The 26,652-nt window shown below is 50.7% G+C and carries 19 protein-coding genes; all 19 read left to right on the top strand.

Annotation, left to right across the window (positions count from 1 at the left end; all coding sequences use genetic code 11):
* The first annotated feature begins 39 nt into the window (after positions 1–39).
* The 19 genes from HH215_RS01430 to HH215_RS01520 all read left to right on the top strand — a co-directional run bounded on the left by HH215_RS01430 (position 40) and on the right by HH215_RS01520 (position 26,220).
* Positions 40–3,126 carry a glycoside hydrolase family 2 TIM barrel-domain containing protein gene (locus tag HH215_RS01430; RefSeq protein ID WP_169278279.1) on the top strand — a complete coding sequence of 1,029 codons (3,087 nt, stop codon included), beginning with the start codon at positions 40–42 and terminating at the stop codon, positions 3,124–3,126.
* Between the two features lie 45 nt (positions 3,127–3,171).
* A complete protein-coding gene (locus tag HH215_RS01435) occupies positions 3,172–3,873 on the top strand; it encodes an SDR family oxidoreductase (protein WP_169278280.1) in 702 nt (233 codons plus the stop codon).
* Between the two features lie 520 nt (positions 3,874–4,393).
* Entirely contained in the window at positions 4,394–5,422 is a 1,029-nt protein-coding gene (locus HH215_RS01440; RefSeq protein ID WP_254450526.1) for a zinc-dependent alcohol dehydrogenase, read from the top strand.
* Positions 5,423–5,476: 54 nt separating this feature from the next.
* Complete coding sequence (locus HH215_RS01445) at positions 5,477–6,391, top strand: dihydrodipicolinate synthase family protein (protein WP_169278282.1); 915 nt, start codon at positions 5,477–5,479, stop codon at positions 6,389–6,391.
* A 105-nt stretch (positions 6,392–6,496) separates the two neighbouring features.
* Positions 6,497–7,834, top strand: a complete 1,338-nt coding sequence (locus tag HH215_RS01450; RefSeq protein ID WP_169278283.1) for an ABC transporter substrate-binding protein — start codon at positions 6,497–6,499, stop codon at positions 7,832–7,834.
* 136 nt (positions 7,835–7,970) lie between these two features.
* Entirely contained in the window at positions 7,971–8,846 is an 876-nt protein-coding gene (locus HH215_RS01455; RefSeq protein WP_169278284.1) for a carbohydrate ABC transporter permease, read from the top strand.
* 6 nt (positions 8,847–8,852) lie between these two features.
* On the top strand, positions 8,853–9,665 hold the full coding sequence (locus HH215_RS01460; RefSeq protein ID WP_254450527.1) for a carbohydrate ABC transporter permease: 813 nt from the start codon (positions 8,853–8,855) through the stop codon (positions 9,663–9,665).
* 32 nt (positions 9,666–9,697) lie between these two features.
* Positions 9,698–10,663, top strand: a complete 966-nt coding sequence (locus tag HH215_RS01465) for a phosphoglycerate dehydrogenase (RefSeq protein ID WP_169278285.1) — start codon at positions 9,698–9,700, stop codon at positions 10,661–10,663.
* Positions 10,664–10,706: 43 nt separating this feature from the next.
* Positions 10,707–12,425, top strand: coding sequence for a sensor histidine kinase (locus HH215_RS01470; RefSeq protein WP_169278286.1), 1,719 nt, complete (start codon positions 10,707–10,709; stop codon positions 12,423–12,425).
* A 16-nt stretch (positions 12,426–12,441) separates the two neighbouring features.
* Positions 12,442–14,097 (top strand): response regulator, encoded by a 1,656-nt coding sequence (locus HH215_RS01475; protein ID WP_169278287.1) that lies wholly within the window; start codon positions 12,442–12,444, stop codon positions 14,095–14,097.
* Between the two features lie 158 nt (positions 14,098–14,255).
* The gene (locus HH215_RS01480; RefSeq protein ID WP_169278288.1) at positions 14,256–16,028 is read left to right on the top strand and encodes a sensor histidine kinase; all 1,773 of its coding nucleotides are present in this window, start codon (positions 14,256–14,258) and stop codon (positions 16,026–16,028) included.
* A gap of 116 nt (positions 16,029–16,144) precedes the next feature.
* Complete coding sequence (locus HH215_RS01485; RefSeq protein WP_169278289.1) at positions 16,145–17,515, top strand: ABC transporter substrate-binding protein; 1,371 nt, start codon at positions 16,145–16,147, stop codon at positions 17,513–17,515.
* 205 nt (positions 17,516–17,720) lie between these two features.
* Entirely contained in the window at positions 17,721–18,590 is an 870-nt protein-coding gene (locus tag HH215_RS01490; RefSeq protein ID WP_169278290.1) for a carbohydrate ABC transporter permease, read from the top strand.
* Positions 18,590–19,408, top strand: coding sequence for a carbohydrate ABC transporter permease (locus HH215_RS01495; protein ID WP_169278291.1), 819 nt, complete (start codon positions 18,590–18,592; stop codon positions 19,406–19,408). Before HH215_RS01490 ends, HH215_RS01495 begins: the two co-directional genes overlap by 1 nt.
* A 36-nt stretch (positions 19,409–19,444) precedes the next feature.
* Positions 19,445–21,049, top strand: coding sequence for a response regulator (locus HH215_RS01500; protein WP_169278292.1), 1,605 nt, complete (start codon positions 19,445–19,447; stop codon positions 21,047–21,049).
* A 12-nt stretch (positions 21,050–21,061) separates the two neighbouring features.
* The gene (locus HH215_RS01505; RefSeq protein ID WP_169278293.1) at positions 21,062–22,789 is read left to right on the top strand and encodes a glycoside hydrolase family 88 protein; all 1,728 of its coding nucleotides are present in this window, start codon (positions 21,062–21,064) and stop codon (positions 22,787–22,789) included.
* A 24-nt stretch (positions 22,790–22,813) separates the two neighbouring features.
* Positions 22,814–23,503 (top strand): aspartate/glutamate racemase family protein, encoded by a 690-nt coding sequence (locus tag HH215_RS01510; protein ID WP_169278294.1) that lies wholly within the window; start codon positions 22,814–22,816, stop codon positions 23,501–23,503.
* Positions 23,504–23,520: 17 nt separating this feature from the next.
* A complete protein-coding gene (locus HH215_RS01515) occupies positions 23,521–24,780 on the top strand; it encodes a ribulose-bisphosphate carboxylase large subunit family protein (protein WP_169278295.1) in 1,260 nt (419 codons plus the stop codon).
* Between the two features lie 6 nt (positions 24,781–24,786).
* Entirely contained in the window at positions 24,787–26,220 is a 1,434-nt protein-coding gene (locus HH215_RS01520; protein ID WP_169278296.1) for a four-carbon acid sugar kinase family protein, read from the top strand.
* The last annotated feature ends 432 nt before the right edge of the window (positions 26,221–26,652 follow it).

A 26,652-nucleotide genomic window follows, 5' to 3' on the forward strand; every position in this document is an offset into this window, starting at 1 on the left:
AAATATGCTCGTCTTAAACAGCGGAACTGGGGGATGGATATGAGCACAATCGATATTGAAATACCGGATTGGATGAACTTAAATATACTGGATCGCAACACGGTAGCCCCGCGGGCAGACTTGCTTCCTTACGGGGACTGGAATAGCGCTTTGGAGAAAAATCGCAGGGCATCGCCCTACTATCATGTATTAAATGGAAGCTGGAAATTCAGCTATGCTGGAAGTCCGGATTTGGCTCCTACCCATTTTTTTGTAACCGATTTCAGAGATGAAGATTGGGATCAAATACCGGTACCAGGAAATTGGCAGATGAATGGATACGGAAGCCCCCATTACAGCAGCTGTCCCTATCCGTTCCCGATAGATCCGCCGAACGTGCCGCTCATGAATCCGGTTGGTAGTTATCGCACGGCGTTTCAGCTCAAAGAGGGATGGGACGCTAGGCAGACGAGGCTCGTCTTCGACGGTGTGGACTCTTCCTTCCATGTGTGGGTAAACGGTCGTATTGTTGGATATAGCCAGGGCAGTCATAACCGTTCGGAGTTTAATATTACTTCTTTCCTTCAGTCCGGCAATAATGTATTGGCCGTGCGAGTGTATCAGTGGTGCGATGGCAGCTATCTAGAATCCCAGGACAAGTGGCGTCTAAGCGGGATTTTCCGGGATGTGTTCCTATTGTCGCTTCCGGATATGACCATTGAAGATGCTCGCGTGCGTACGATACTGGCCAGCGATTACCAGAGTGCCGAGCTGGAAATGAAGCTGAAAATAACGCAAGCACGGAATGAGGATCGAGAGGCAGACTCAGGGATCTATCGTTCATGGAGGCTACGTGCGGTATTAATAGACGAGCAGCGAGAGACGATTTTCGATCGTTATTATGAAGACTCTCTTCAACCGGAAGACGGTTCCGAATCGAGTATCACGCTATCGGAACAGTTAGAAGCTCCCCGAATGTGGACAGCGGAAACCCCCTACTTGTACCAGCTGCTGTTAACGATATACGATGCTGACGATGTGATCCAGGAGGTTAAGGAGAAATCCGTCGGATTCCGCGATATTGCGATTAGAAAGGGTCAACTGTACATCAATGGGAAGCCCATTATTATTAAAGGCGTAAATCGTAATGAATTCCATCCGGTTACCGGTTATGTTACGACGATGGATGATATGGTAGCGGATATTAAGCTGATGAAGCAGCATAATGTCAATACCGTTAGGCTGTCCCACTATCCTAACGATACCCGCTGGTTGAATCTATGCGATCAATACGGCTTGTTCGCGATCGACGAGGCCGACTTGGAAACCCATGGCTTTCACTTTATCGAGGATGAGAGTTATCTAAGTAAGCATGAGGATTGGCGAGAAGCTTATGTTCAACGGGCGAGAAAGATGGTGGAGCGGGATAAGAATCATCCATCCGTTATTCTCTGGTCTCTAGGCAATGAATCCGGCTATGGCCCGAATCACAATGCCATGGCAGATTGGATCAGAGAAGCGGATCCAACGCGGCCTGTCCATTATGAAAGAGCCTATGAAGCTCCCGTTGTCGATGTCGTTAGCACGATGTATCCATCCGTCGATATGCTGATCGCGGAAGGGGTAAAGGATGACCCGCGTCCTTATCTGATGATCGAGTTCGGCCATGCCATGGGAAATTCCACGGGTAACCAGAAGGAATATTGGGATGCGGTGTACGCTTATCCCCGACTGCTCGGCGGACTAATATGGGAATGGTCCGATTTAGGCATCCTTCAGTGTACGAATGAAGGGAAGAGCTGGTACGCGTATGGCGGAGATTTTGGAGATGAACCGCATAGCGGGCCCTTCTGTATGGACGGGCTTACGTTCCCCGATCGCGGTCTGAAGCCCTCGATACTTGAATACAAAAAAGCGATAGAGCCCGTAAAGATTGAAGCGATCGATTTGCTTGCCGGTCGAGTACGCATTACGAATCGCTATCATTTCATAACGCTCTCGCATCTATATGGCGAATGGAAGCTGATGCGGGAAGGCGTAGAGATAGATGGAGGAGCGATTGAACCCCTGTCAACGGAAGCCGGCTCGGAGGACATCATCGAGTTGCCGCTTAAGGATACATTGTTGGATTCTCCCGGTGAATATTGGATTCACATTCGATTTGTGCTTAGCGACGATACTTCGTGGGCGGAAGCGGGACATGAAATCGCATGGGCAGATTTGCAATTGCCCGTAAAAGGCACTAACGCCGTATCTGCGGCTATAGCTGAGCAACGTCCGCTGCGGGCAGAAGAGAATAAGAAGGAGATGATCGTCTCCGGCGAAGACTTTCGGATTACCTTCGATAAGCTCACAGGATGGATCTCGGCTTGGGAGCATCAGGGTGAGAATGTGCTCATCTCCGGACCGAAGCTGAACCTGTGGAGAGCTCCTGTCGACAACGATGTCCATCTAGCCAAGGAATGGATCAAAGCTGGGTATAATCGACTCGTTGCCGACGTTCGCAAATTTACGGCGTGCGAGAATAATGAAGACATCTGCCGTCTTTCGGTCGAAATGACTTTGGGAGCTAAAGGGGAAGGACTAGCATTCCGATCTATCATCCACTATGAGATTAACCGTAGCGGACAGGTGAACATCGAAGCTACCCTTGATCCCTTGAAGGAATTACCTTCTTTGCCGCGATTCGGCTTAGAGCTTCGTCTGGCGGACAACTATGATCAACTTAGCTGGTTCGGCAAAGGTCCTCATGAATGCTACCCGGATCGCAAGGAAAGTGGAAAGCTAGGAGTGTATAGCGGAACTGTTGAAGAACAATTTGTCCCGTATGAGAAGCCTCAGGAGAACGGCAATAAGTCAGAGGTGCGCTGGTCCGCGATTGTTAATGAGCAAGGGCTTGGCTTGCGGTTCAAGGGTAAGCTTCCTTACGAGATGAGCGTTCATCATTATTCGACCAAGGATATGACCGAAGCTCGTCACATTCATCAGCTGACGCGTCTGAACGAGACGATCGTAAAGCTTGATGCCGGACAGAGCGGAATCGGCAATCATAGCTGCGGCTATGCGCCAACGATGGACAAATATTTGCTTAGTTCTAAGGAGCAGCGCTTCGAAATATCGATTGTCGCTGTGCGTAAGACGAAGTGAATTAAGGATCTCGGACGAGATTAATTTTCAGGGGAGGATATTGGAATGAATATCATAATTACGGGTGCGAATCGAGGCCTAGGACTCATGCTTGTGCTGGAAGCAGCAAAGCGGGGACATAGGGTTTGGGCAGGAGTCCGGGATGTATCGTCACAAGCGGCCGGCAGCTTGATCAATATTGCAAAGCAATATACGGGAATGGTCGAGATCGTGCCTCTGGATGTATCCGACGAGGTTGGGATCGCCAGCTTAGCAAATCGGCTGCGGAAGGAAGGACGGAGCATCGATTCCATTATCAACAATGCTGCGGTCCTAATCGGCAGGGAGCGCAGCTTGGAAGAGCTCGATATTTCCGAACTAGAACGTACGATGGATGTGAACGTATACGGTCCGGTACGAATGGTGAAGCACTTCATGCGGCTGCTGCCTGTTGGCTCAAGTACGATCGTGAACATTTCGTCTGCATCGGGTAGCTTCGAAAGAGCTTACGGAGGGGATTATTCTTACGCGATCTCCAAGGCAGCGCTCAATTTATTTTCCCATCAGCTTCATCATTTGCTTGAACCGAAAGGAATTCAGATCTACGCGGTTCATCCTGGATGGCTGAGAACCGATATGGGCGGCCCCCAAGCAACAAACGATCCTTCTATGCCCGCGCCAGGAATTATCGATCTCGCGGAAGGTAAGATCAAATGCGAGGGAGCTCATGTATTCGTAGACCACAATGGCAACGCATTGCCAAAATGAGTGAAATCAGCTTGGATTGCGGGATTAAGCCGCTGTTTCGCTAACGGAACGGAGAGGCGTTATTTGACCGGTAAGCGGCCCGATTAAACGATTTTCTATTAAGTAGCTTTCTGGCACTATATTGCACCATCCGTGCTCGAGAGCGAATTCTGAGTAACGTAATGGATTCTTTATTGTCGTCTTTATCGTTTAGAAAGCTTTTCTCTTTCTAACGACTAAGTGTAAAACCTCAGAGTGTCGAAAAAGCCCAGCGGGCTTTTCGGCACTTCTTTTTTTATGTAGTCCCGGGAATGTCACGGCACAGTTGATCTTCTACTCCATTTCAAACACGCTAATATTAGACCGTGATGTTAAATTATTGTCCTTCCATGGCGAGGCGCAAGCGCCTACAATAAAACCACTCCCGCTGTAAAAGATGGCCGAGTCCGCTCCTGCGAACAGACTGTGAAGAGATCGGAACAGACTCGAACCTCGGGGTCAGCGGGTAAGGTGAGATACGGAAGGAGAATACGACCAAGTGATGAAAGCGGCGGTTGTCCAAGGTGCTTTCCAGTTTGCAATCGAAGAGCGCCCCATTCCCGAGCCGCAATCGGGCGAAGTGCTCGTTCGCATCATGGCGGTGGGCATATGCGGATCGGATATTCACGGGATGACCGAGGACGGCGGCGTTCGGCGGCGACCGGGACTCATTATGGGCCACGAGGCAGCCGGAGTCATCGAACGTCTGGGCGAGGGCGTGGAGGGCTGGCGGCCCGGGGATCGCGTTGCCCTTGACCCGCAATGGTCTTGCGGACAATGCGAGCCTTGCCGTCACGGCTGGCTGAATCTGTGCGAGAACGGATTCATCTTCGGTTCATCGAAGCTCAAATTCACGCATGGAGCCATGTGCGAGTATTTGGCCGTACCGCAGAAGCAGTTGAACCTATTGCCCGATCAAGTAACCTTCGCCGAGGGCGCGTCTCTCGATTATGTCGGCAATGCGATGCACGCCGTCAACGAGTCGCAAAGCCGGTTCGGCGATACGTTCGTCGTCATCGGCACCGGCGCAATCGGTCTAGTTGCCATTCAGATTGCAAGGCTAAGAGGTGCCGGTAAAATTATTGCCGTAGGTACCTCCCCTCACAAGCTGGCTATGGCGAAAAAGTTCGGAGCGGATCGGGTTATTCACTCCCGCGAGGAGAATGCGTTAGAAGTCATCATGGAAGAGACGGACGGGAAGGGGGCAGAAGTTGTCATTGAAGCCGTCGGCGTAAGCGATACCTACGCTTTGGCCGTTCAAGCGGCGAAGCGGCGCGGCAAGGTTATGGCTCTTGGCTTTGCCTCCAATGAGATCACGATCCCGGTACAGCCCCTTCTGTTCCGTGAAGTCAGTCTCATCGGGATTACCGGCTATGTATTCGAGGCCGCTCCCGTATTGAAAATGATTGCCAACGGAAAGATAGACGTTAAATCCATAACGACGGAGCTTCCGCTGGAGGAAGTTCAGAAAGCTTTCGAGATGATCGTCGGCAAGAAAAACGAGGTTATTAAAGTCGCGCTTATCCCTTGAAAGCCAAGCACGGACGGGGAGCGTCATCATCTATTTACAGGAGCTGAACCAGGGATGAAACATCTTTACGGAGTTACGACAGCAATGGTCACCCCCTTCGATTCAGAGGGCAAGGTAGATACGCATAAAGTGGAACGATTAACGGAATTTCTGATTACAAAAGGTGTCAATTGTTTGTACCCGCTCGGCACGACCGGAGAAATGCTTCGAGTATCGGTGGAGGAACGGAAAAGGGTAGCGGAGGCGGTCGTCCGGACGGCTAACGGCCGGGTTACGGTATTCATCCACGTCGGCGCGATGAACGCGACCGAGACGGTCGAGCTTGCCAAGCATGCGCATGAAATCGGCGCGGACGGCATTGGCGCGGTCACTCCTGTGTTCTTCGGCGCGAACGACCGGGAATTGATCCACTACTATAAGACTTTATCCGATAGCGTCCCTTCCGATTTCCCGATCTATTTGTATAGCATCCCGCAATGCGCATCCAACGATCTGAAGCCTGAGGTTGCCCGGCAGATTGCGAAGGAATGCGGCAATGTCATCGGGATCAAATACAGCTATCCGGACTATTTGCGGATTAACGATTATTTAACGATCAACGAGGAAAAGTTCTCCGTTCTGCCGGGTGCAGACAGACTGTTCCTTCCCGCGCTCGCTATGGGCTGCGACGGAGTTGTCTCCGGCATCTCAGGCGTATATCCAGAGCCTTTCGTCGCCGTCTACAAAGCTTTCATTGACGGTGATCTGACGAAAGCGCGCAGATTGCAACGACTCGCCATCCGCTTCTGCGAAGCACTCAAAAACGGCAGCAACATGGCTTATTTCAAAGAAGCTTTGAAATTCAGAGGCGTGGACGCGGGTCATATGAAAAATCCGCAGCTCGATCTCATTAGCGAAGACGCCGCCGCGCTTCGGGACAGCTTGCAAGAGTTGGAGCAACAGCTGGATCAGGCTCTCCAATCCTCCTAAACGCGTTAAATCTGTATAGTCGATGTTAAATAGTTACCATATCGACGAGGTTCAGGGCTGATTACAATTAATGATGTAAGCGATAACAACTAAGGGGGATCATTCATGAACTTCAGGAGAAAGCCTTATCTCACCGCAGCGGTGAGCGCAGTACTGACCGTTAGTTTGCTGGCGGGATGCGGTTCCAACAATGCATCGGAGGGCTCCACTGCGTCGGGCTCTCCGGCGGCAAACGGGGACAAGCCTTTCAAAGGAAAAACGTTGTCCGTCTATATCGGCAGCAATTCTACGAGCGAATATATTCGCTCGCAGTTGCCTGAGTTCGAAGAAGCGACAGGGATGAAGGTCGACTTCCAAGTATTCGCGAATGAACAGCTCAGTCAGAAGCTGAGCGTACAGATGACGGCCGGCAGCGCCACGCCCGACGTGTTCACGATCCGACCGCTTGAGGAAACGAAGCTGTTCGAGAAGAACGGTTGGTTGCAGCCGCTGAACGATTATGCTTCCAAGGACGCGGCCTTCGACCTGGCAGACTTCAGCGAATCCTCGCTGTCGTCGGCTACGGCCAACGGCAACTTGATCGGTATCCCGATGCTTACGGAGCAGCAAATCTTGTACTATCGCAAGGACTTGCTGAAGGAAGCCGGAATCGAAGTCCCCAAGACGCTCGACGAGTTGAAAGCCGCAGCCGAGAAACTGAACGATCCGGACAAAGGTATCTATGGCTTCGTCGCGCGCGGTCAGAAGGGCGCGCTTGTCACCCAGCTCTCCTCGTTTGTCTTCTCCGAGGGCGGCGACTTCCAGAACGGTGACAAGGCGACCTTGAATACGCCGGAATTCATTAAAGCCTCGGCGCTCTACGTAGATTTGCTGAAAAACTACGGACCTCCGGGCGTGCTCAACATGGGCTGGCCGCAAGCGATGGGAGTATTCGCCCAAGGTAAAGCCGCCTTCTTCACGGATACGAGCACGGTTTACCCGAATGCCACCGATCCGGATAAGTCGACGATTGCCGATCAAGTTGGATTCGCGCCTTTCCCTTCCGGCAGTTCCGGAGCCAAGCCGTACAATATTACGGCGTGGGCATTGTCCATGAATTCGCAATCGAAGAGCAAAGATGAAGCGTGGGCCTTTATCCAATGGGTAACAGGCAAGGATATGGTCAAAAAGCTGCAATTGCATGGCACGCCGGGTGCCCGTACCTCCGTCTGGAATGATCCGGAAGGCGAAGCCGGCTTCCCGCAAGGCTATATTCCCGTCATTCAGGAATCCGTGAAAACCGCCATCGGGCATGATCGTCCGCAAGTCATTAAAGTAGGCGAAGCGCGCGACGTCATCAGTGAGATCATTATCAAGGGTCTCGTAGGCGAAGACATCACCGCAGCAGCAGAGAAAGCGAACGTCGAGTTCCAGAAAATCATCGACAATGAGAAAGCAAAGTGAACTCGCTGAGCTACTCTCAGTAAAGCACAAATGAAATAACGGCACTCCCCTCCGCTGGCGTGGAAGAGCAGCACCTTGCAGCTCTTCTCCCCTCGGCGGGAAGCCTTGCCGGGAAGAGCAGGAAAGGGTGACGTTGATGCGCACAGCTTGGCTAGACAAGAACATAAAATGGGTATTTACGTTGCCGGCCGTTTTATTCGTCATCCTGATGATGGCGTTCCCCATCTTTTACACGGTGAGAATCAGCTTTTTCGAATGGAGCATGTCAGCGGTTACGCCGCCGAGATGGGTCGGATTGGACAATTACATCGAGCTGCTAAACAGCGAAAGATTCTGGCAATCGGTTAAAGCAACCTTGTATTTCACAGTACTGGCACTCGTTGTGGAAACGGTGCTGGGCGTCGCGATAGCCCTTGTACTGTTCCGTGAATACAAAGGCAAGAACATCGCCAAAACACTGTTCCTGCTGCCTATGGTATCCACTCCGGTCGCCATGGGTCTTGTCTGGCTCCTCATTTACGAGCCGACCATCGGCGCGGCGAACATGATGCTGAAGTGGTTCGGATTCAAGCCGCTGGAATGGCTGGGCAATGTGAATCAGGCTATTCCGTCTTTGGCGATTATCGATATTTGGCAATGGACTCCCATGGTGTGCCTAATCGTCATGGCTGGGTTGTCCACCTTGCCTAAGGACCCGTATGAATCCGCCGAGGTGGACGGGGCATCGGCGTGGCAGAAGCTGATCTATATTACGCTTCCGCTCGTGCGACCGACTATCATCGTGGCGATGATGCTGCGGCTGATCGATGTGCTTAAGACGTTCGATATTATTTATGCAACGACGCAAGGCGGTCCGGGAAGCGCGTCCGAGACACTGAACATTTACACCTATATGCTCGGGTTCCAATTTTTCAAGCTCGGCTCGGCTTCTTCACTGCTCGTTATCTTTTTCACCATCATCCTGATTTTCACATTGCTGATGATCTGGATTCGCAAGAGATTGGGGGCGTAAACCGTGATAAAGCAAAAATCAAAAGCAGCGCTCCTGTCCACTTCGGCATGGCTGATTATTCTGATTTTTTCCTTCCCATTGCTGTGGATGGTGCTCGCCTCCTTCAAGACGCAGGCGCAGATTATGTCCACCGACAATTTGCTTATCTTTAAGCCGACATTAAAAAATTACAGCGCGGTATTCGAGCAATACAACTTTATGAAATATATTGGCAACAGCGCTGTCGTCGCGCTTGGCTCTACGTTGGGCTCTCTGCTGCTCGGGCTGCCGGCTGCTTATGCCATTGCCCGCTACAAGCTGCAGGGACTGGCGCTGACGATTCTCGTCGCCCGGATTATTCCGGCCATCACGTTCCTCATTCCTTGGTTCATTCTGTTCAGCGGACTTAAGCTGGTGGATACGTTTACCGCACTCATTCTGACGCACATGCTCGTCGGCCTGCCCTTTATCATCTGGATTATGATTCCTTTCTTCGAATCTCTCCCGCAAGAAATCGAAGAAGCGGCGCTGATTGACGGCTGCAGCAAATTCAAGGTGTTTCTGCGCATCGTGCTTCCGATATCGGGACCGGGGGTCATCACCTCTTCGCTAATGTCGATTATTTTCTCGTGGAACAACTTCTTGTTCTCGATTATATTGGCCGGAGAAAAAACGAAGACGCTGCCTGTCGCAATCTTCAACTTCATCTCGTATTCCGAAGTGAACTGGGGCGGAATTATGGCGGCGGCATGCATCATTACGCTTCCGATCATTCTGATCGCGCTTGTCGCTCAACGCTACGTTGTAAGCGGACTGGCAGCCGGAGCCTTGAAAGGTTAAAGAACTCCCCCAAACATCCATGGAGAGGAACGATGGCATTGTCGAATCGTCCAAAAATTCTCGTCACGTCAACGAATTATTCCATCTATTGCGGCGAAGCGAAACAACTGCTGGAAAGCAATGGCTGCGAGATCATTGAAAATATGCGCGGACGTCCGTTGACCTTCGAGGAATTGTCCGCGGTCGTCCCTGATATCAGCGGCGTCGTCGCTGGAGTGGATACCTGGAACGAAGAGGTATTTAAGCTCGCTCCCCAACTGAAAGCCATTGGCCGATTCGGCGTAGGCGTCGATAATATCGATCTGGACAAAGCCCGCGAATACGGCATTCAGGTAACGAACGTTCCCGGAGGCAATGCCAATGCGGTAGCGGAATTCGCCGTAGGATTGATTCTGAGTGCCCTTCGCAACATTCCGAATCTGTATCAATCGGCTCGAAGGGCTTATTGGGATCGGCATGTCGGGGAGGAGCTCCAAGGCAAACGTATCGGGCTGCTCGGTTTCGGCAATATTTCTAGAAGACTGGCACGCAAGCTTCAAGGCTTCGACGTGGACATTATAGCCTTCGACAAATATCCGAACGAAGCGGCCGCCAAGGAGTTAAACGTGACGCTGGCTTCTTTCGAGGAAGTGTTAAGCACCAGCGACATCGTCAGCATGCATTTGCCGGCGCTGCCCGAAACTTATCATATTATGGGTGACAAGCAATTCGGGATGATGAAGCGAGGCAGCTACTTCATCAATACTGCACGGGGGACGGTCGTGGATGAGGCGGCGCTCCGCAAGGCGCTAACGGACGGCCCTCTCGGCGGGGCGGCCATCGACGTCTACGAGCATGAACCCGTCGGAGCCGACAATCCGCTGCTGACGACGGACCGTATCGTAACGACGCCTCATACGGCGGCGGAAACTATCGAAACTTACCGTTTAGTCGGGTTAACGACGGCAAGGGCGATTTTGGACGTACTTGCGGGCCGCACGCCCAACAATCTGTTATAATTGCGAGATCACATTCGGCACCAGCGACACGGAGGAGATCGAGATGCAAATCATCGGAAGGATGAATACCTTCGGCAAGGTGATTACGCTCGTCATCGTGTTGCTTGTGCCGATTATTATTTTGTACGCATATTCCCATCAGGTCAGCGTAAAAGTCGTCGGAGAAAACATTGAAAGCGAGAAGGCTCACCGCCTCTCCTTCTTCAACAGTCAGATTCAATCCGCGGTCGATCAATTGACGAAGTTTTCCGTTATCGTCAGTCGGGACCCTGAGGTCAAAGAGTATTTGTCCGATTACGATACGCTACCTCCGCTAGCCAAGCTGCAGAAGCAACAGCGAATCGTCGATATGCTCAACCTCCAGGTGCTGACCAGCGTATGGAACAGTCAGATCATCCTGCATTTGCCGAAGCAGAAGGAAGTTATTACGACCGATTACTTCGTTCAATTCGACGAGCGCTATTTGGAACAGGCCGTTCCGGGACAATGGAATTACTACACCAATGTCGTCAACGGCGCTAATGAAGCTTATTTCTCGTTGATACGAATCTCCAGCAATCCCGAACTGTGGATTGAGGTTCGTTTTATCGATGCTAATATCCGAAATATGCTCAAGCATTTCAACCAAGGCGGAGACAGCGAACCGATCTTCTATTCGCCGGGAAAGCAAGCCATTGCCAACGAAACGTCGGACCCTGATCTCGTAGCCTCCCTTGTCCAGCAGCTCGGCACGAGCGAGCTCGGAGCTTCCGGTCATCTAGACATGACGGCTGGCGGGCGCAAATACACGGTCAATTATATTCTCTCCGATGCACTAGGATGGTATTTGGTCGACTACGTGCCGCTGCAACAAATTCTTATGCCCATTACGACCAGCCGAAATCTGTTCTATACTTCAATCGCGCTTCTTCTCTGCGTCAGCATCCTAGCCACGACGCTGTTGTACCGCAATGTCCAGAGGCCGATTCATATGCTCATCCTCAGCGTGAAGAAAATTCGCATGGGGCAGTACTCCACCCGTCTGCGCAAGCAGCCGAACAATGAATTCGACTTTCTGTTCGAGAGCTTCAACAAGATGGCTGAGCAAATCCAGGAATTGATCGAGAAGGTGCACGTCGAAAATCTGCGTTCACGGGAAGCGACCTTGAAGCAACTGCAATCGCAGATTAATCCGCACTTCCTGTACAACTGCCTCTTCTACATTAAAAATATGGCCAATCTCAACGACAAGGAAGCCGTCGTAGCTATGTCGCTTAATCTTGGGGAATATTACCGGTATACGACCAGGGTAAACAACGAGATGGCGACCGTCGAGGAAGAGATTCGGCTTGTCGTCAGCTACTTGACCATTCAGAACTTGCGCATTCAACGCTTTCATTGCGAGATCGACATTCCCGAACGGATGAACGGTCTATCCATCCCCCGTCTCTTATTGCAGCCGATTGTGGAAAATGCAATTGTACACGGAGTCGAGAAGCAGACGGGCTTCGGAATCATTCAGATTACCGGGGAGCAGGAAGGCCGCATATGCAAAATTATCGTGGAGGATAATGGAGCAGGCATGGATCCGGAGGCGCTATCCGAATTGCAGAGTAAGCTGTTGTTGCCGATGGAGGACGATATGGGCTGCGGGATGTGGAATGTCAATCAACGGCTGATCCATCTGTACAAAGGAGGCTCCGGCTTGCGGCTATCCCGCTCCGAGCTCGGCGGCATGCGCGTCGAGCTGGTCTGGGAAGATGATCGGCGGGCAAGCGATTGAGAGAGGAGGCGGTGCCATGTTCCATTTGCTTATCGTGGATGATGAAGCCAGCGTCGTTGATAGTTTGGCGGACACCCTCCCTTGGGCGGATATCGGGATCACCGGCGTCTTCAAAGCCTATTCGGGGGCTGAAGCGCTCGGAATGATGCGGCTGAACAGCATTGATATCGTAATCTCTGATATTCAGATGCCGGGGATGAGCGGGATCGAACTGCTTGAGCGCATCCGCAAAAGCTGGCGGAAGACGAAGTGTATCGTTCTCTCCGGCTACGCCGAATTCTCCTATGCCCAGCAAGCGATTCGGCACAACTCCTACGACTATTTGCTGAAGCCAATCGGCGACGGCGAGATCATGGACAAAGTCGAAGCGATTGTGAAGCTGTTGCAGGAGGAACGCCAGGAAGACCGTTCTTATCAACGGGCGATCAAAGCTTTCCGGGAAAATCTGCCGAAAATCCGCGGAGAACTGCTGAACGGCCTCCTTCAGGGCAAACGGTATTCCGATTCACGGCTGAACGAGGAACTGGAAATGGTTAGCGTGGACGTTCGCCAGAACGATTGCTTCGCATTAATGCTGATGCGGCTTGAACAAGGCTTCGCAGAGATGGATTTTCTCAGTCTGTCGCTGATGGAATATGCGATTGGCAACATTGCGGAAGAGCTGTTCGAAGACAAATTCCGGCTATGGGCCTGCAGAGACGTTCACGGCTACCTGCTGTTCATGGTCACTCTGAACGACGAGCGACCTGCAGGAGACGACGCTTCTCCCGCGCCGCGTTCACCGTCGCCGGAAGACGCGGAGTTATTCCAGCTTGCGGCTTCCCGGCTCCAGAGCAGCGTCAAGCAATATCTGAAGGGTTCCGTATCCGTCATCGTTAGCGGCTGGGGGTTCTTTCCCCATGACATGAACGGGCTGTACCAGAGCTTGCTGGCTTCGTTGCGCCGAATGCTTGGCGATCAGGACGACCTGTTCATCGCCGCCCCCGCCGAGCGGGAACCCATGAGTATCCCTTCACTGCAGACGCTATATGAGCCCCCGATGCTCGTTCACTTGCTGGAATCGGGCGATTGGAAGGCGATTGGAGAGAAGCTCGGGTTAATTTTCGGAGAGCTTGGCGCCAAGGGAGCCGAATCAACCGAGCATCTCGTCGAAGTCTTCTTCTTCATCTATTCCGCGTTCAGTTCCTTCGCCCACAAGAACGGGCGAAGAATGGAGGAAATGCTGGGGATCGGCCTCGCCGACCTTCGCGAGCTATCTGCCTGCCGCTCGGTGGATGCTTTGCGCGGCTGGGCTTCCCAAGCGCTCGACTTCATGCAGCGAGATATGGAACGCGAAACGAGAAGCACGAGGGAGACGGTCGTGCGAAAAATCCAAGAGTTCGTACGGAAGCATCTTGGAGAAGACGTCTCCCTTCTGGCTATCGCCGACCACATGTACATGCATCCGGTACATGTATCGCGAATCTACAAGCTCGTTGCGGGTGAGAATTTAAGCGATTATGTATTGAGGTTGAAAATGGAACGAGCCGTGGAGCTTCTGACGGGCAGCACGCTCAAAAATTACGAAATCGCGTTGCGGCTAGGTTACCAGAACCCTAATTATTTTATCAAGGTGTTCAAAAAATACTACTCCGTCACGCCGCAGGAATATCGACTCAAGTTGCCGGAATAAACTTTTCAACCTGCACGTTATCATCAATAATGCAGCTTAACAATCGGAAAGGCAGATAACCCTAGGGTCTGCCTCTTTGCTTTTCCTTCGAATCCACCTCGGTTGCAGGAGTGAGCGTTTTTTGATAGTGTAAACGCTAGCATAAAGGGGGCACCGTCATGCGCATCCGCACCTTACTATTACTTAGCTACTTTGTCGTCATTTTGCTTAGTATTACGCTAGTCGGAACCGTATCGTTCTATATCTCTTACAAGACGATGGCAGAGAAAATCGAATCGGCCAGTATGCAGGTTATTAGGCAGATCGAGAACAATATGGACAACGATTTTCACAGCAAACGAAATTTAATGCTGGCACCTTATACCGATTCGGAATATATAGACGGAATTAACCGTTATGAAGATATGAGCGATCAAGAGAAGTTTCAGTTCCGGCAAAACATTGGGGACCTCTACTTAAAAAGCTTTAATGTAACTCCGATCCGCGATTTCATCCGGTTCCAAATCTATTACAGCAACGGGGAACTGTTAAGCTCTTCGGATGCACGGAAACCTTGGACGCCGTCGCAGGTGCGCAATTCGGAATGGTTCCGAGCAACAGTCGCCAAGGACGGGGAAGTATTCTTTAGTGGATTAATCGTGACGGATGAGAAGGACACTTCGGAAGTGGCCTCTTATTCCTCTTCCATTATGATCCGGGACTTCTCGAACCCTGACCGTTTTATTATTATGCGAACGGAATACAGAGCGAGTCTATTCCACAGTATCGGACTGAACGACAATCTATCCGAAAACAGCCAAATCGTTTTTTTGGACGAGGATAATCGACTGATTTATGAATCCGGCGACCATCCAAGCTCCCTCTCCGAATCCGATATGCTCGGGAGGGTTATCGGGAAGGAAGGGAAATTCTGGACGCACATCGGTGGTCAAGAAATGCTGGTCTCTTATACGCGGTCCGGATACTCGAATTGGAAAGCCGTTATCATTACGCCGAGGGTCGAAATATTCGGAGCGCTCGACAACATCAAGACGACGGTTATTTTTACCGCGTTGATCGCATTTGTCATTACATTCCTTATCTCCATGATGTTCGGCCAACGAATAACGAAACCGATCCTGAACTTATTCAAATCCGTCAATCGCATTAAACGGGGGGATTTCTCTGTTCGGGTCGAGGTCGATCGTAATGATGAAATCGGTCTAATCGGGAAAAACTTCAACGCGATGCAGGATGAGCTTCAGACGCTGATCGAGACGAAGTATTTGAACCAGATCAAGCTGCAAGAAGTGGAACTCGCGATGCTTTATTCCCAGATCAACCCGCATTTCCTCTATAACACTCTCGATAGCATTCGCTCAATGTCGGATTATTATAAAGTGCCCGAGATTAGCGTGATGGCGCAGTCGCTCGCGGACATGTTTAGGTACAATACGAAAAACCGGGACGAAATCGTCACATTGCAGGAGGAACTCGTACAGATCGACGCTTACATTCAGATTCAGAGCATCCGATTCGAGGACAAGATCGTCTATCATCAGATGATCGAAGAGGACCTGTACGGGACTCCATTGTTGAAAATGACACTGCAACCTCTTGTGGAAAATGCCGTATTTCACGGAATCGAGCGCAAGCGCGGAAAAGGAAACATTACGATCTCCGCTCAGCGCGAACAAGATCGAATCAAACTTACCATTAAGGATGATGGCGTCGGTATATCGGAGAGAAGATTAAACGAAATCAGGGAAAAGCTGAAACCGCCTATGCAGCAAGCAGAGATGAACTTCTCCGCTCAGGAGAACGGAATAGGCATCACTAATGTGTATTCGCGGTACGTGATTCGTTTCGGTGACCGTTTTAATTTCTTCATTGACAGTAAAAAAGGGGTCGGCACGGAAATTACGCTAATCTTTCCGCCTTTCGATGTTTAAATTCGCCAAAGAAGTAAGAATATTAAACATAACAGGTCATAATCGTGAATGGGGACTTCGGAAGCGTTTTCATATAATCAAGTTGTAAGAGATTACGACTGAGAGGGTGTCATCAAGTGAGAAAGACGAAAGCGATTTACCTCGTATTAACTGTAATGTTAGTTACTCTTGCACTGTCTGCATGCGGCGGCAATAACAAGGAGAATGCGTCACCATCGTCCAACGCATCTGAAAGCGCTCCCGCGAGTTCGTCGGCAGCAAATCCTTCAGTTGAGCCGAAGAAGGATCCCGTTACACTGACTTTCTTGATTCCGAATACGGACGATGTTACGCCATACAACACGATCTTCGCTGAATTTCAAAAACAAACCGGCAATAAAGTCGAGGTTCAAGCCCTTCCCGGCGGAGACTATGACAATATGCTGAAAACCCGGTTCTCGACCGGCGATTTCCCTGATGTGTTCCTTATGCAGCCGGGTACGAAGCAATACGTGAAACTTAGAGCGGAAGAGACGTTGACGGAGTGGTCCAAGGAAGCTGGCGTTTGGGACAACGTTATCGAATCCATCGCGGACTTCCAGAAAACGCCTGAAGGTCTTGCGTATGGCGTACCGTTCGGCAAAACCGGTCAAATGGGCGTTTTCTACAATAAAGACGTCTTCACGAAAGCCGGCGTAGAGCCACCGAAAAATTATGCCGATCTCATTGAAATTGCCAAAAAAATCAAAGCGGCTGGAGTCACGCCGTTCTATGAAGCCGTCAAAGAAGGATGGCCAACGCAAATCTTTTATTTGTCGGGTTGGGTATCTCAGGTCGATCAAGCCATCGGCGCCGAAGGCGTTCAGAAGCTGAACGTGAACCAGATGAAGCTGTCCGACATTGCCGAGCTGAAAGATTTGTTCGTTAAAGCTAAAGAGTTGAAGGATCTGGATCTGTTCCAGAAAAACGCGCTCTCGGGAACGTACGATGAGATGCAAAATGAGTTCGGCGATGGCAAAATCGGGATGATCTTCATGCTGGACGGCGTTCTGCCGCAGTTGGAGAAGAAATTCGGTAAAGAATTTTTGACTGACAAAGTCGGATTCTTCCCGTTCCCGTCCGCTACGGATGCCGGAACTGCAATGATCACGCCGCCGAACCAGTTAATGGTTCCTTCTAAGGCGAAGCATCTGGAGCAAGCGAAAGAACTGGTTAAATTCATGATTTCGCAGGAGAGTATTAATACTTTCTATGCAAGCCAACCCGGAATTCCGATCTTCAAAGGCGCGACAAGCGAGATGTATCCCGTTCAACAAACGGTTCAAGGTTTCATCGATGCGGGCAAGTCAACCGTAAACGTACAAAATCGTCTGACCGCTTCGTTCCTGGATTTGGGCAAAACGTTGCAAAACTTCCACATCGATGGGGATATAGACAAGGCCATTAACGAGATGGCTAAGAACTATATTAAAGACGGCAATTCCAAACGCTTGACAGGTTTCGAATAACGATTCGCTAACTAACAGTACACGACACAACGGAGGGACGGCTTCGCTGCAGAGTTTGTTCTGGGCGCGGCGGTCCCTCACTTTTATAGACTATCAGAAGCTCTAAGTTTCATACTTGCTTATTTATCTATCTGATAGCTCGATACAAACGTGTGCCGCCGTCCCAATGACGGCGAAACCGTTTTACTTGGAAGGAGGGATTAACATGAAGAGGTTGAAGTATCCGCTTTATTTTTCATTTCCGGCAATAGCCGTATTCCTACTGTTCTTCATTACTCCGACGATTATCGGGGTATATTATAGCTTTACGGATTGGAACATTAACGCTGACGCGATCAAGTTTATCGGTTTGGACAATTACGTGGAATTATTCAAGGAACCGCGCCTTAAGCAAGCCTTTATTAATACGATTATTTTCGCTGCCGCGGTAACCGTGCTTCAGAACGTAACGGGGATTGCGCTGGCGTTGATTCTGAATGAAAAGCTGAAATCCCGTAACCTGTTGCGAATGATCTTCTTCATGCCCTATGTCATCGCTCCTCTTGTCATCGGGTATATTTTTCGCGCCATTTATCATCCTGGACACGGAATCGTCAATCAGTTCCTCGATCTGATTGGACTTGATTTCATGATGCAGGATTGGCTGAACGATCCGAAATACGCGTTGTTTACGATCATCATTACGGACATTTGGCGCGTCGCCGGATTTTCGATGGTCGTCTATTTAGCGGGCTTGCAGTTTATTCCGAAAGATTTGATCGAGAGCTCTTCCATAGACGGGGCGAATTACTGGAGTCGCTTTAGGCACATCGTGTTTCCGTTGCTGGCTCCGGCGTTTACGGTAAACGTACTGCTTGCGATGATCGGATCGATGAAAGTATTCGAGATCGTCATGGTACTGACCGAGGGCGGGCCTGGCTATACGACCGAAGTGTTCTATACCTTGATTCGTACGACATTCAGCTCGGGCGAGATGGGCTACGCAACCGCGGTAAACATGCTGCTATTCGCCTTCGTGTCGCTTGTAGGCGTCCCGGTATTGATGATGATGAAGAAAAGGGAGGTCGAGATGTGATGACGAGACGAAGTTCATTAATCGCACTAGAGATTGTAGCCATCGCGCTTGCTCTCCTTATTCTGATTCCGTTCTTTATGATCTTGGTGAACTCCTTCAAGGGAATCCGGGAATCGGCTCTTTTCGGCCTTTCCTTGCCAACGACATGGGAATTCGGCAACTACAAGGACGTCTTTAAGCAAGACAATATCATACGCGGATTTAAGAACAGCTTCTTGATCTCCGGCTTAACAGTCGTATGCGTGAACTTGTTCGCGGCAATGTCGGCGTTTATTATACAACGTCGCGGCGGCAAATTTCTCAACGGCGTCTATCTTGCCTTCATTATGGGATTGATCGTTCCGGTGTCCATTATTCCAACGATCAAATTGATGAACGATTTGCATATCAAAGGAACCTATTTCAGCATCATTATGTATTATTCAGCCGTTTTGCTTCCTTTCGCGGTATTTTTGCTCGTCGGGTTCATGAAATCGATCCCGCGAGAGTTGGATGAGGCGGCGTTGCTGGAAGGCTGCGGTTATTTCCGGTTGTTCTTCCGAATCATTCTGCCGCTTATCAGCACGGTGCTCGTCACGGTGTCCATCGTCGTCATCGTATCGGTATGGAACGATTTCTTTGGGCCGTTTTATCTGGTTACCGACAGTACGAAGTGGACGATCGTTCTGCAAGTATTCAATTTCGTTACGCTCTATAGTACGAACTGGGGTGTTGTGTTCGCCTTCATGATCGTGGTTATTACTCCCGTGCTTGTCATTTACTTATTTTTGCAACGCTACATCATCGATGGGCTGACCGCCGGTTCTATGAAAGGTTAAGTACCATCAAAAGACGAGATCAAGGGGGCGGATACGATGAGGCAAGTCATTATCGTCGACGATGAACGCTGGATTCGACGCGGCCTGATTGGAGCCATCCCTTGGGACGAGATGGGACTTGAGTTGGTCGGAGAGGCTGGAGACGGACAAGATGCTTACGATATGGCGATCGAAAGAAAACCTGATTTGCTGTTTCTGGACATGCGCATGCCTGGCTTGGACGGCAAACAATTACTCGGCATGCTCAGGAGGGATTTGCCGGATTTGCTTACGATCGTTGTCAGCGGATACTCCGATTTCGAATATACGAAGGAAGCGATCCGTTTCGGAGCCTTCGATTATTTGCTTAAGCCGGTCAAGAAGGAAGAGTTGACCTCGGTGCTTGAGAAGGCTTGCTTTAAGCTGGAAGAACGTGATGCCATCCATCGTGGACAGCAGAATGGACAAGGAGAGAACTGGCTTTGGAACGCGCTGTTTTATTCTGAACAGCCGAATCAATCGGGGCATGACGCCGGCATTAAACCTCCAAGAGGTTGGTTGGACAACCCATTCGTGCTGTTAGTTGCCTTGCCGGATCGGTACTGCGATCGATATGAGACGCAGCAGCGCGTGGCATGGCTGCAAAAGAAGCTTATGGCGGACAAAGGTTTTTATTTTAACGGATCTTGGGAGTTTGTTATCACGACAGGACTAGGAGGAACCGGGGAAATCGTCATGACTGTTGCAGGCGGTCCAGGAGTATTGAATCCTAAGGATATGCTTCCGTTTATCTCCGTTTTACAAAATCAATTGAAGCAGCTCGGAAATGTCAGCTACAGTGTTGGCGTTAACTTGAAGGTGGAGAGTGTAGCGACGATTCAACTGGCTTATAAGCAGGCTAAGCAACTGCTTTCAGGCAAGAAGTTGGGTGAATCGGGCGCTGTTCTTTATCGGACATCGAATTCGGAACAGAGAAGCTACCAGCACCAATATCCGCAGCTCAAAGAAGACGTATTGCTGCTTACGCTGCAGACCGGCAATGAAGACGCGACGAATGCGGAGTTTAATCGTTTCTACGAGGCAATCTCCGATGACGGAATGACCGTCGATCATTTGCAGCGCTGCTCCTCTATGCTCATCCATTCCATCGAACGGCTGCTTCAGGCTGCTCATTCGAGCTTGGAGGAGGTTAGCGGCAAGGGTTCGCTCAGCTATACAGAGCTCATACAAGTCCGCAATGATGCGGTTTCGATTCGAGAAATATTCGATTGCTGCTTGATCCCTGCCGTAATTAAGTACTACAGCAACCCCCGAGCTAACCAAGGGGAACAAATCGTTAAAGAAATACAAAAGTTGATCGAAGTTCAATATGCGCAGGCGCTTTCCTTGCAGAACATCGCAGAAAGCAGGTTTCTGAATCCGGACTACTTGAGCCGGCTGTTCAAGAAGACGACGGGACGCAACTTCGTCGATTACTTAACCGATTATCGAATAGCCAAGTCTATCGAGTATTTGAAATACACGAATCACAAAAACTATGAAATCGCCAGTAAAGTCGGATACGAGGATTACCGTTATTTTAGCCAGATTTTCAAGAAGAAAACGGGCATGACGATCGGACAATTTCGTAGCACCCATGCGCAAAACTTAGAGAAAACTTAAGGAGAGATCAACATGGAGAAAAGACAAATCCCGGATACGTTAACGCTGGAAGTAAGAGCTGGGCACGCAATGAATGCGATTGCCGGTATGGCGGACCGCGATTATAACGATATCCCCTTTTTCGCAGCGAATTTGATGACCGAGCCGGCCAACCTGACACATGGAGATTGGGATTATGGTTCCTCCCACGGGCGGATGGTTGATGGGATGATCCTAGCCCGTCATATGTCCGGCGAAACCTTCGGTACAGATATTGAAGAAAAATACCGCTCTAACTTACTGTCATTCTTCAAGGAAGACGGCTTAAGCTACCGCCAGAAAAATCCGAACTACGACTGGGAGCCGAATGCGAACTTCATTGACCAGCGTGCGGTCATCCTGTCTTTGACGACATGGTATATGGACACCAAAGATCCGAAGGTGAAGGAAGCGGCCGATAAGCATGTCGCAGCGCTTAAGCGGGTCGCGATCAAAGAGAAGGATATTTGGTATTATCCATCCTCTGAGTACAAAGAAGGCGGTTGGCCATCATCCAATCAAATCTTGCTTCGGCTTGCTCCGGACCCGGCTGCTTTCTGCGGTAGATTAGTTATGCCGTTACTGAAGTACCATGAGCTGACGGGCAATCAAGATGCATTCGAGTTATGTCAATTTTTTACCGCCCTGATCGTACAACGGAGCGGCGTATTTAATGCGGACGGTAGCTTTAATGATTCGTTAGCTTATCGTAGCGGACACTTTCATACCCGCCTCGGAACGCTAGACGCGCTTGCTAGATTCGGTGTATTTACCGGGGACGCCGCTTTAATTAGCTATGTCGAGAAGAGTTATGCTTGGGCGGTCACGCAATGCACGGCATTCGGCTGGACTCCTGGAGATATGAAGGAGCAGGCTTACGAGCACGAAACCTGCTCATTGGTCGATCTGATCGCCACTGGGATTACGCTCGCGAAGAGCGGATATACGAAATATTGGGGCATCGTGGAAAGATATATTCGCAATCATTTAACGGAATCTCAGCTATTGGACATGGATTGGGTGAAGGAATCGGACGATCGGTCCAAAGACGTCCCCGGTAAAATTACTTATCACAACATCGCGCAGCGGACACGCGGAGCTTTCGCCGGCTATTCGGCACCGAACGATTTCTGCTGTGATGTAAACCATGGTCGCGGTCATACGAATGACTTGCAAATCTGTTGCTTAGGCTCGGGAACTCGCGGCTTGTATATGGGTTGGAGCAATACGGTTACCGAGAAGAACGGCACGGTCAGCGTCAATTTTCTGCTCAACCGGGGGTCCAAATGGTTGGATGTGGACAGCTATCTTCCGCACGAAGGTAAGCTAGTGCTGCATATTCACGCAGACATCAAACGGCTGCTCGTACGCATTCCGGAATGGGCGGGCTTCGCGAAGGTTGCTTATACCCGCGTGTTGAACGGTGGAGAGATCAGATCAGGCAAAGGAAGCGAGCCGAGCTCATGGGTCAATGAATGTTTCTTGCTGCTTGGTTCGGCTACAGCAGGAGAGACGATTACGATTGAATTTCCGCTGTCTCATCGCAAGACGATTGAGACGGCAATGGGTCAAGCGTTCGAAACCGAATGGCGTGGAGACGATGTCGTGAACATTTCCCCTTCGGGAACGAAGCATCCTTTCTATAGCGGACGCAAGGTTTATGACAAAGCGCCGATGCGCGAAGGCGGATTCCGCAAAATCGACAACGAGCTTGTCTGGTAGAACAAATCGAGGAGGCGTTGAGCAATGAGAACGGTAGTGGCTGTCTATACCGGCCAAGGGTTGGCCGATCCGCTTAAAGCGGTATTCAAGGAAGTGATGCCGGACGTTCGTCTGGTTAATATCATCGACGACAGCCTAATCGGAGATGTTGTGAAAGCGGGACATATTCCGCCAGGCGTCGCTAGGAGACTTGTGCAATATTATCATAACGGAGAAGAGCTTGGCGCGGACGTGATTCTGAACACTTGCTCATCCGTAGGTGAAGTCGCGGATAGCGCCGGTCCGATGATCGGGGTACCCATCGTCAAAATCGATCAATCGATGGCGGCGAAAGCTGCTGCAGAGTATGGTCGGATCGCTGTTCTGGCTACGCTGCCTTCCACTCTTGATCCGACATTGCGCTTGATTCAAAAGGAAGCGGGCTTGCTCGGCAAACAAGTTTCATTAGTTAAAGGGCTGGCGGAGGGTGCATTCGATGCCTTGGTCGGTGGAAAGCCAGAGGAGCATGACCGAATATTGCTGGAAACGGCCAAACGGGTTTGCGAGCAAGCAGACGTACTCGTGCTAGCGCAAGGATCGATGGCACGCATGGAAAATGCGCTTCGCGAAGCGACGGGTAAACCGGTATTATCCAGTCCTCGGCTTGGCGTTGAGCAAGTGAAGGCTGTGCTGGAGCGGCTCGATGCGGAGCAGGCAGGAAGCAGTAACGCATAGAAATGGAGGTTATCCCATTGGTTCAGGATAGAGTTAAAGTCGTCTATCTCGTCGAGACACCTTATTCTCTGCGCAGAGCAGCGGAGGTGATCGCCGGAGAACAGTCTACTGGAACGTTCACGGCTGTTCCCGGAGAGACGGACGAGCTGAAGGGTAAGCATGGCGCGCGCGTGGAGAACATTGTTGAGCTAGAGACGGTAGATGAGCCTTCGCTACCCGGCTCTAAGACCCCGCCAGGGCATGACGGTTTATATCGCCGTGGGCTTGTAACGGTGTCCTTTCCGCTGCATAATTTCGGTCCGTCCATCCCAAATCTGATGTCCGCCATAGCGGGTAATTTATATGAATTGCAAGAGTTGTCGGGATTGCGGTTAGTCGATCTGGAGCTGCCGGATGCCTTCGCGGCTCGATATCCCGGTCCGAAATTCGGTATTGAAGGAACACGCCGCTTAACCGGGGTCTCTGATCGTCCCATTCTAGGGACGATCGTGAAGCCGAGCATCGGCTTAGCGATGGAAGATTTACAACGGATTATTATGGACGTATCCGAAGCGGGACTCGATTTCATCAAGGATGACGAACTGAACGCGAATCCTCCTTATGCGCCTCTCGATCTGAAGGTGAAATCCGTGATGGAAGCCATCGAGAGGGCAGCAGACGCTACTGGCAAAAAAATAATGTACGCCTTTAATATTACCGGTGACATAGAAGAAATGAAACGCAATCATGACTTGGTCGTGAAGGCCGGCGGTAATTGCGTCATGGTCAGCATCATGAGTATCGGATTAGCCGGACTAGCCCATTTGAATGGGTACAGTGAAGTGCCGATACACGGTCATCGCAATCAGTGGGGGATGCTGACCCGCTCTCCGCTGCTTGGTTTCGAATTTTCCGCTTACCAGAAGCTTTGCCGACTGGCGGGTGCGGACCATCTGCACGTGAATGGGCTGAATAGCAAGTTCTATGAGAGCAACGACTCCGTCGTTCGATCCATTCAAGCGTGCGTAACACCGATGCATGGCGGATATGCGACAATGCCGGTCGTATCGTCGGCGCAATGGGCAGGTACAGCGCCGGCCACATATGCCGCTACAAGCACGGTTGACGTTATGCATTTGGCAGGCGGAGGCATTCTGGCTCATCCGGATGGCGCGGCTGCCGGATTTGAAAGCATGAAGCTGGGATGGGAAGCGGCGGTCAAGGGCATTCCGCTTGAGGAGTACGCTGAGTCATATCCTGCACTGAAACGAGCGATCGAGAAATACGGAAAGGGCTGATCGGCGATGACGGATTCGTTAGAGCGGGCTCAGTTGGACGAAGGGTGCGGTAGTTCCGTAGCCCACGACCGTCGACATAGCAAGCTGCTTTGTTATTACGGCGACGATTTCACCGGCTCGACGGATGTGCTGGAATCGCTATTCCGCGCTGGCGTGAGAAGCGCGCTGTTCCTAGAGCCGCCAAGCGACGAACAGCTTCGAGGACGCTTTGAATCGCTCGAAGCGTTCGGCGTGGCTGGCGTCGGACGATCCTTGTCACCCGATGCGGCTGAGCAGGAGCTGCGTCCGATTTTCGAGATGTTGAAGAGAGCCGATGCGGCAATCGTACATTATAAAATTTGTTCCACCTTCGATTCCTCGCCGGAAATCGGCAATATCGGAACGGCTGCGCGAATCGGCCGTGAAACGTTCGGCGGCCGATTCATTCCGCTGCTTGTCGGCGTCCCGTACTTGGGTCGATATACGTTGTTTGGCAATCATTTCGCAGCAGCAGGAGAAGAGGTTCATCGATTGGATCGTCATCCGACGATGTCGAGACACCCGATCACTCCAATGAAGGAAGCGGATTTGCGCAAGCATCTTGCAGAACAATGCGATTATCGGATCTCATTGATCGATATTCTAGCGCTGCAAGGCGAAATTTCCGAAGTGCGGGAACGGCTGAACCAATGCGTATCCGCGCAACGACCCGAAATCTTGCTATTCGATGTACTGGATGATGAACGACTGGAGACGGCGGGCAAGTTAATATTGGAGGAGGCTGACCGTAGCGATGGTCTGTTCGTCATCGGCTCGTCCGGAGTCGAATATGCGCTTAGCGCTTGCTGGAAGTCGGTAGGGCTGGTTGAACGACATCCGGAAGTTTCGACAAGCGTCCCCGCTGTTGACCGGATGCTCGTCGTGTCCGGGAGCTGCTCACCGATTACCGAAGGGCAGATTAACGCTGCTCTATCGGATGGTTTTGTAGGTCTGCGCGTTCCGGTGGATGAATTGATCGACCCAGTCTCTGCTAAACATGCTCACGAACGGTTGATGGAAGAAGCGAGAGCTTTGCTGGAGCAGGGGAGAAGCGTCTTGTTGTATTCGGCAACGGGACCAGGCGATAGGAGTATCGAGAAATTCCGTAAGGCGCTCATTGCCCGGGGCTATCGTGCCGATGACAGCAGCCGACTGCTCGGATCGATACTCGGCTCTTTAGCTAAGTCGCTCATCATCGAAACAGGTCTGACGCGAATCGTCATTGCCGGTGGGGATACATCCGGCTATGTCACCCGAGAATTGGACATTTATGCGCTAGAGTGCGTTGCCGCTCTGACTCCGGGCGGACCTCTGTGCCGTGCCTCTTCGACCAACCCGCGGCTTGACGGTCTGGAACTGGTATTGAAGGGCGGCCAAGTCGGCAACGTTAACTTCTTTAATCAAGTGCGAAGCGGAGGATAACATAAAGCACTCTGTATAATAGCACCATAATTAGGACATGAGGCTGTGCCAAAAGTTACTCTACGGGCAGCCTCTTTACTTTTCTTCCGGATCCACCTCCAATTCTGCCTCCAAAACATGAATCCGAGGCCAATAACGTTATGGCATAACTTTATTCTTGTGCTCAACTCCATTATTCGGTCGATAGAGTGATGTCATAACGCTAATCTTCTAAATCTGCCTCCAAAATGTGAATCCGATGCTAATAACGTTATGGCGTAACGCTATACATGTGCTCAAGTCCATTATTCGGTTGATAGAGTGATGTCATAACGCTATTGCTCCAATTCTGCCTCCAAAACATGGTGTCCTGAGCCAAGGGGATAGTGTCGAAAGGGGTTGAAATGGTGGTGGGCGATAAACAAGCTTCTATCTATTTAGGATCAACTGCAC

Source organism: Cohnella herbarum, assembly GCF_012849095.1.
In the GTDB taxonomy this organism is placed as follows: Bacteria; Bacillota; Bacilli; order Paenibacillales; family Paenibacillaceae; genus Cohnella; species Cohnella herbarum.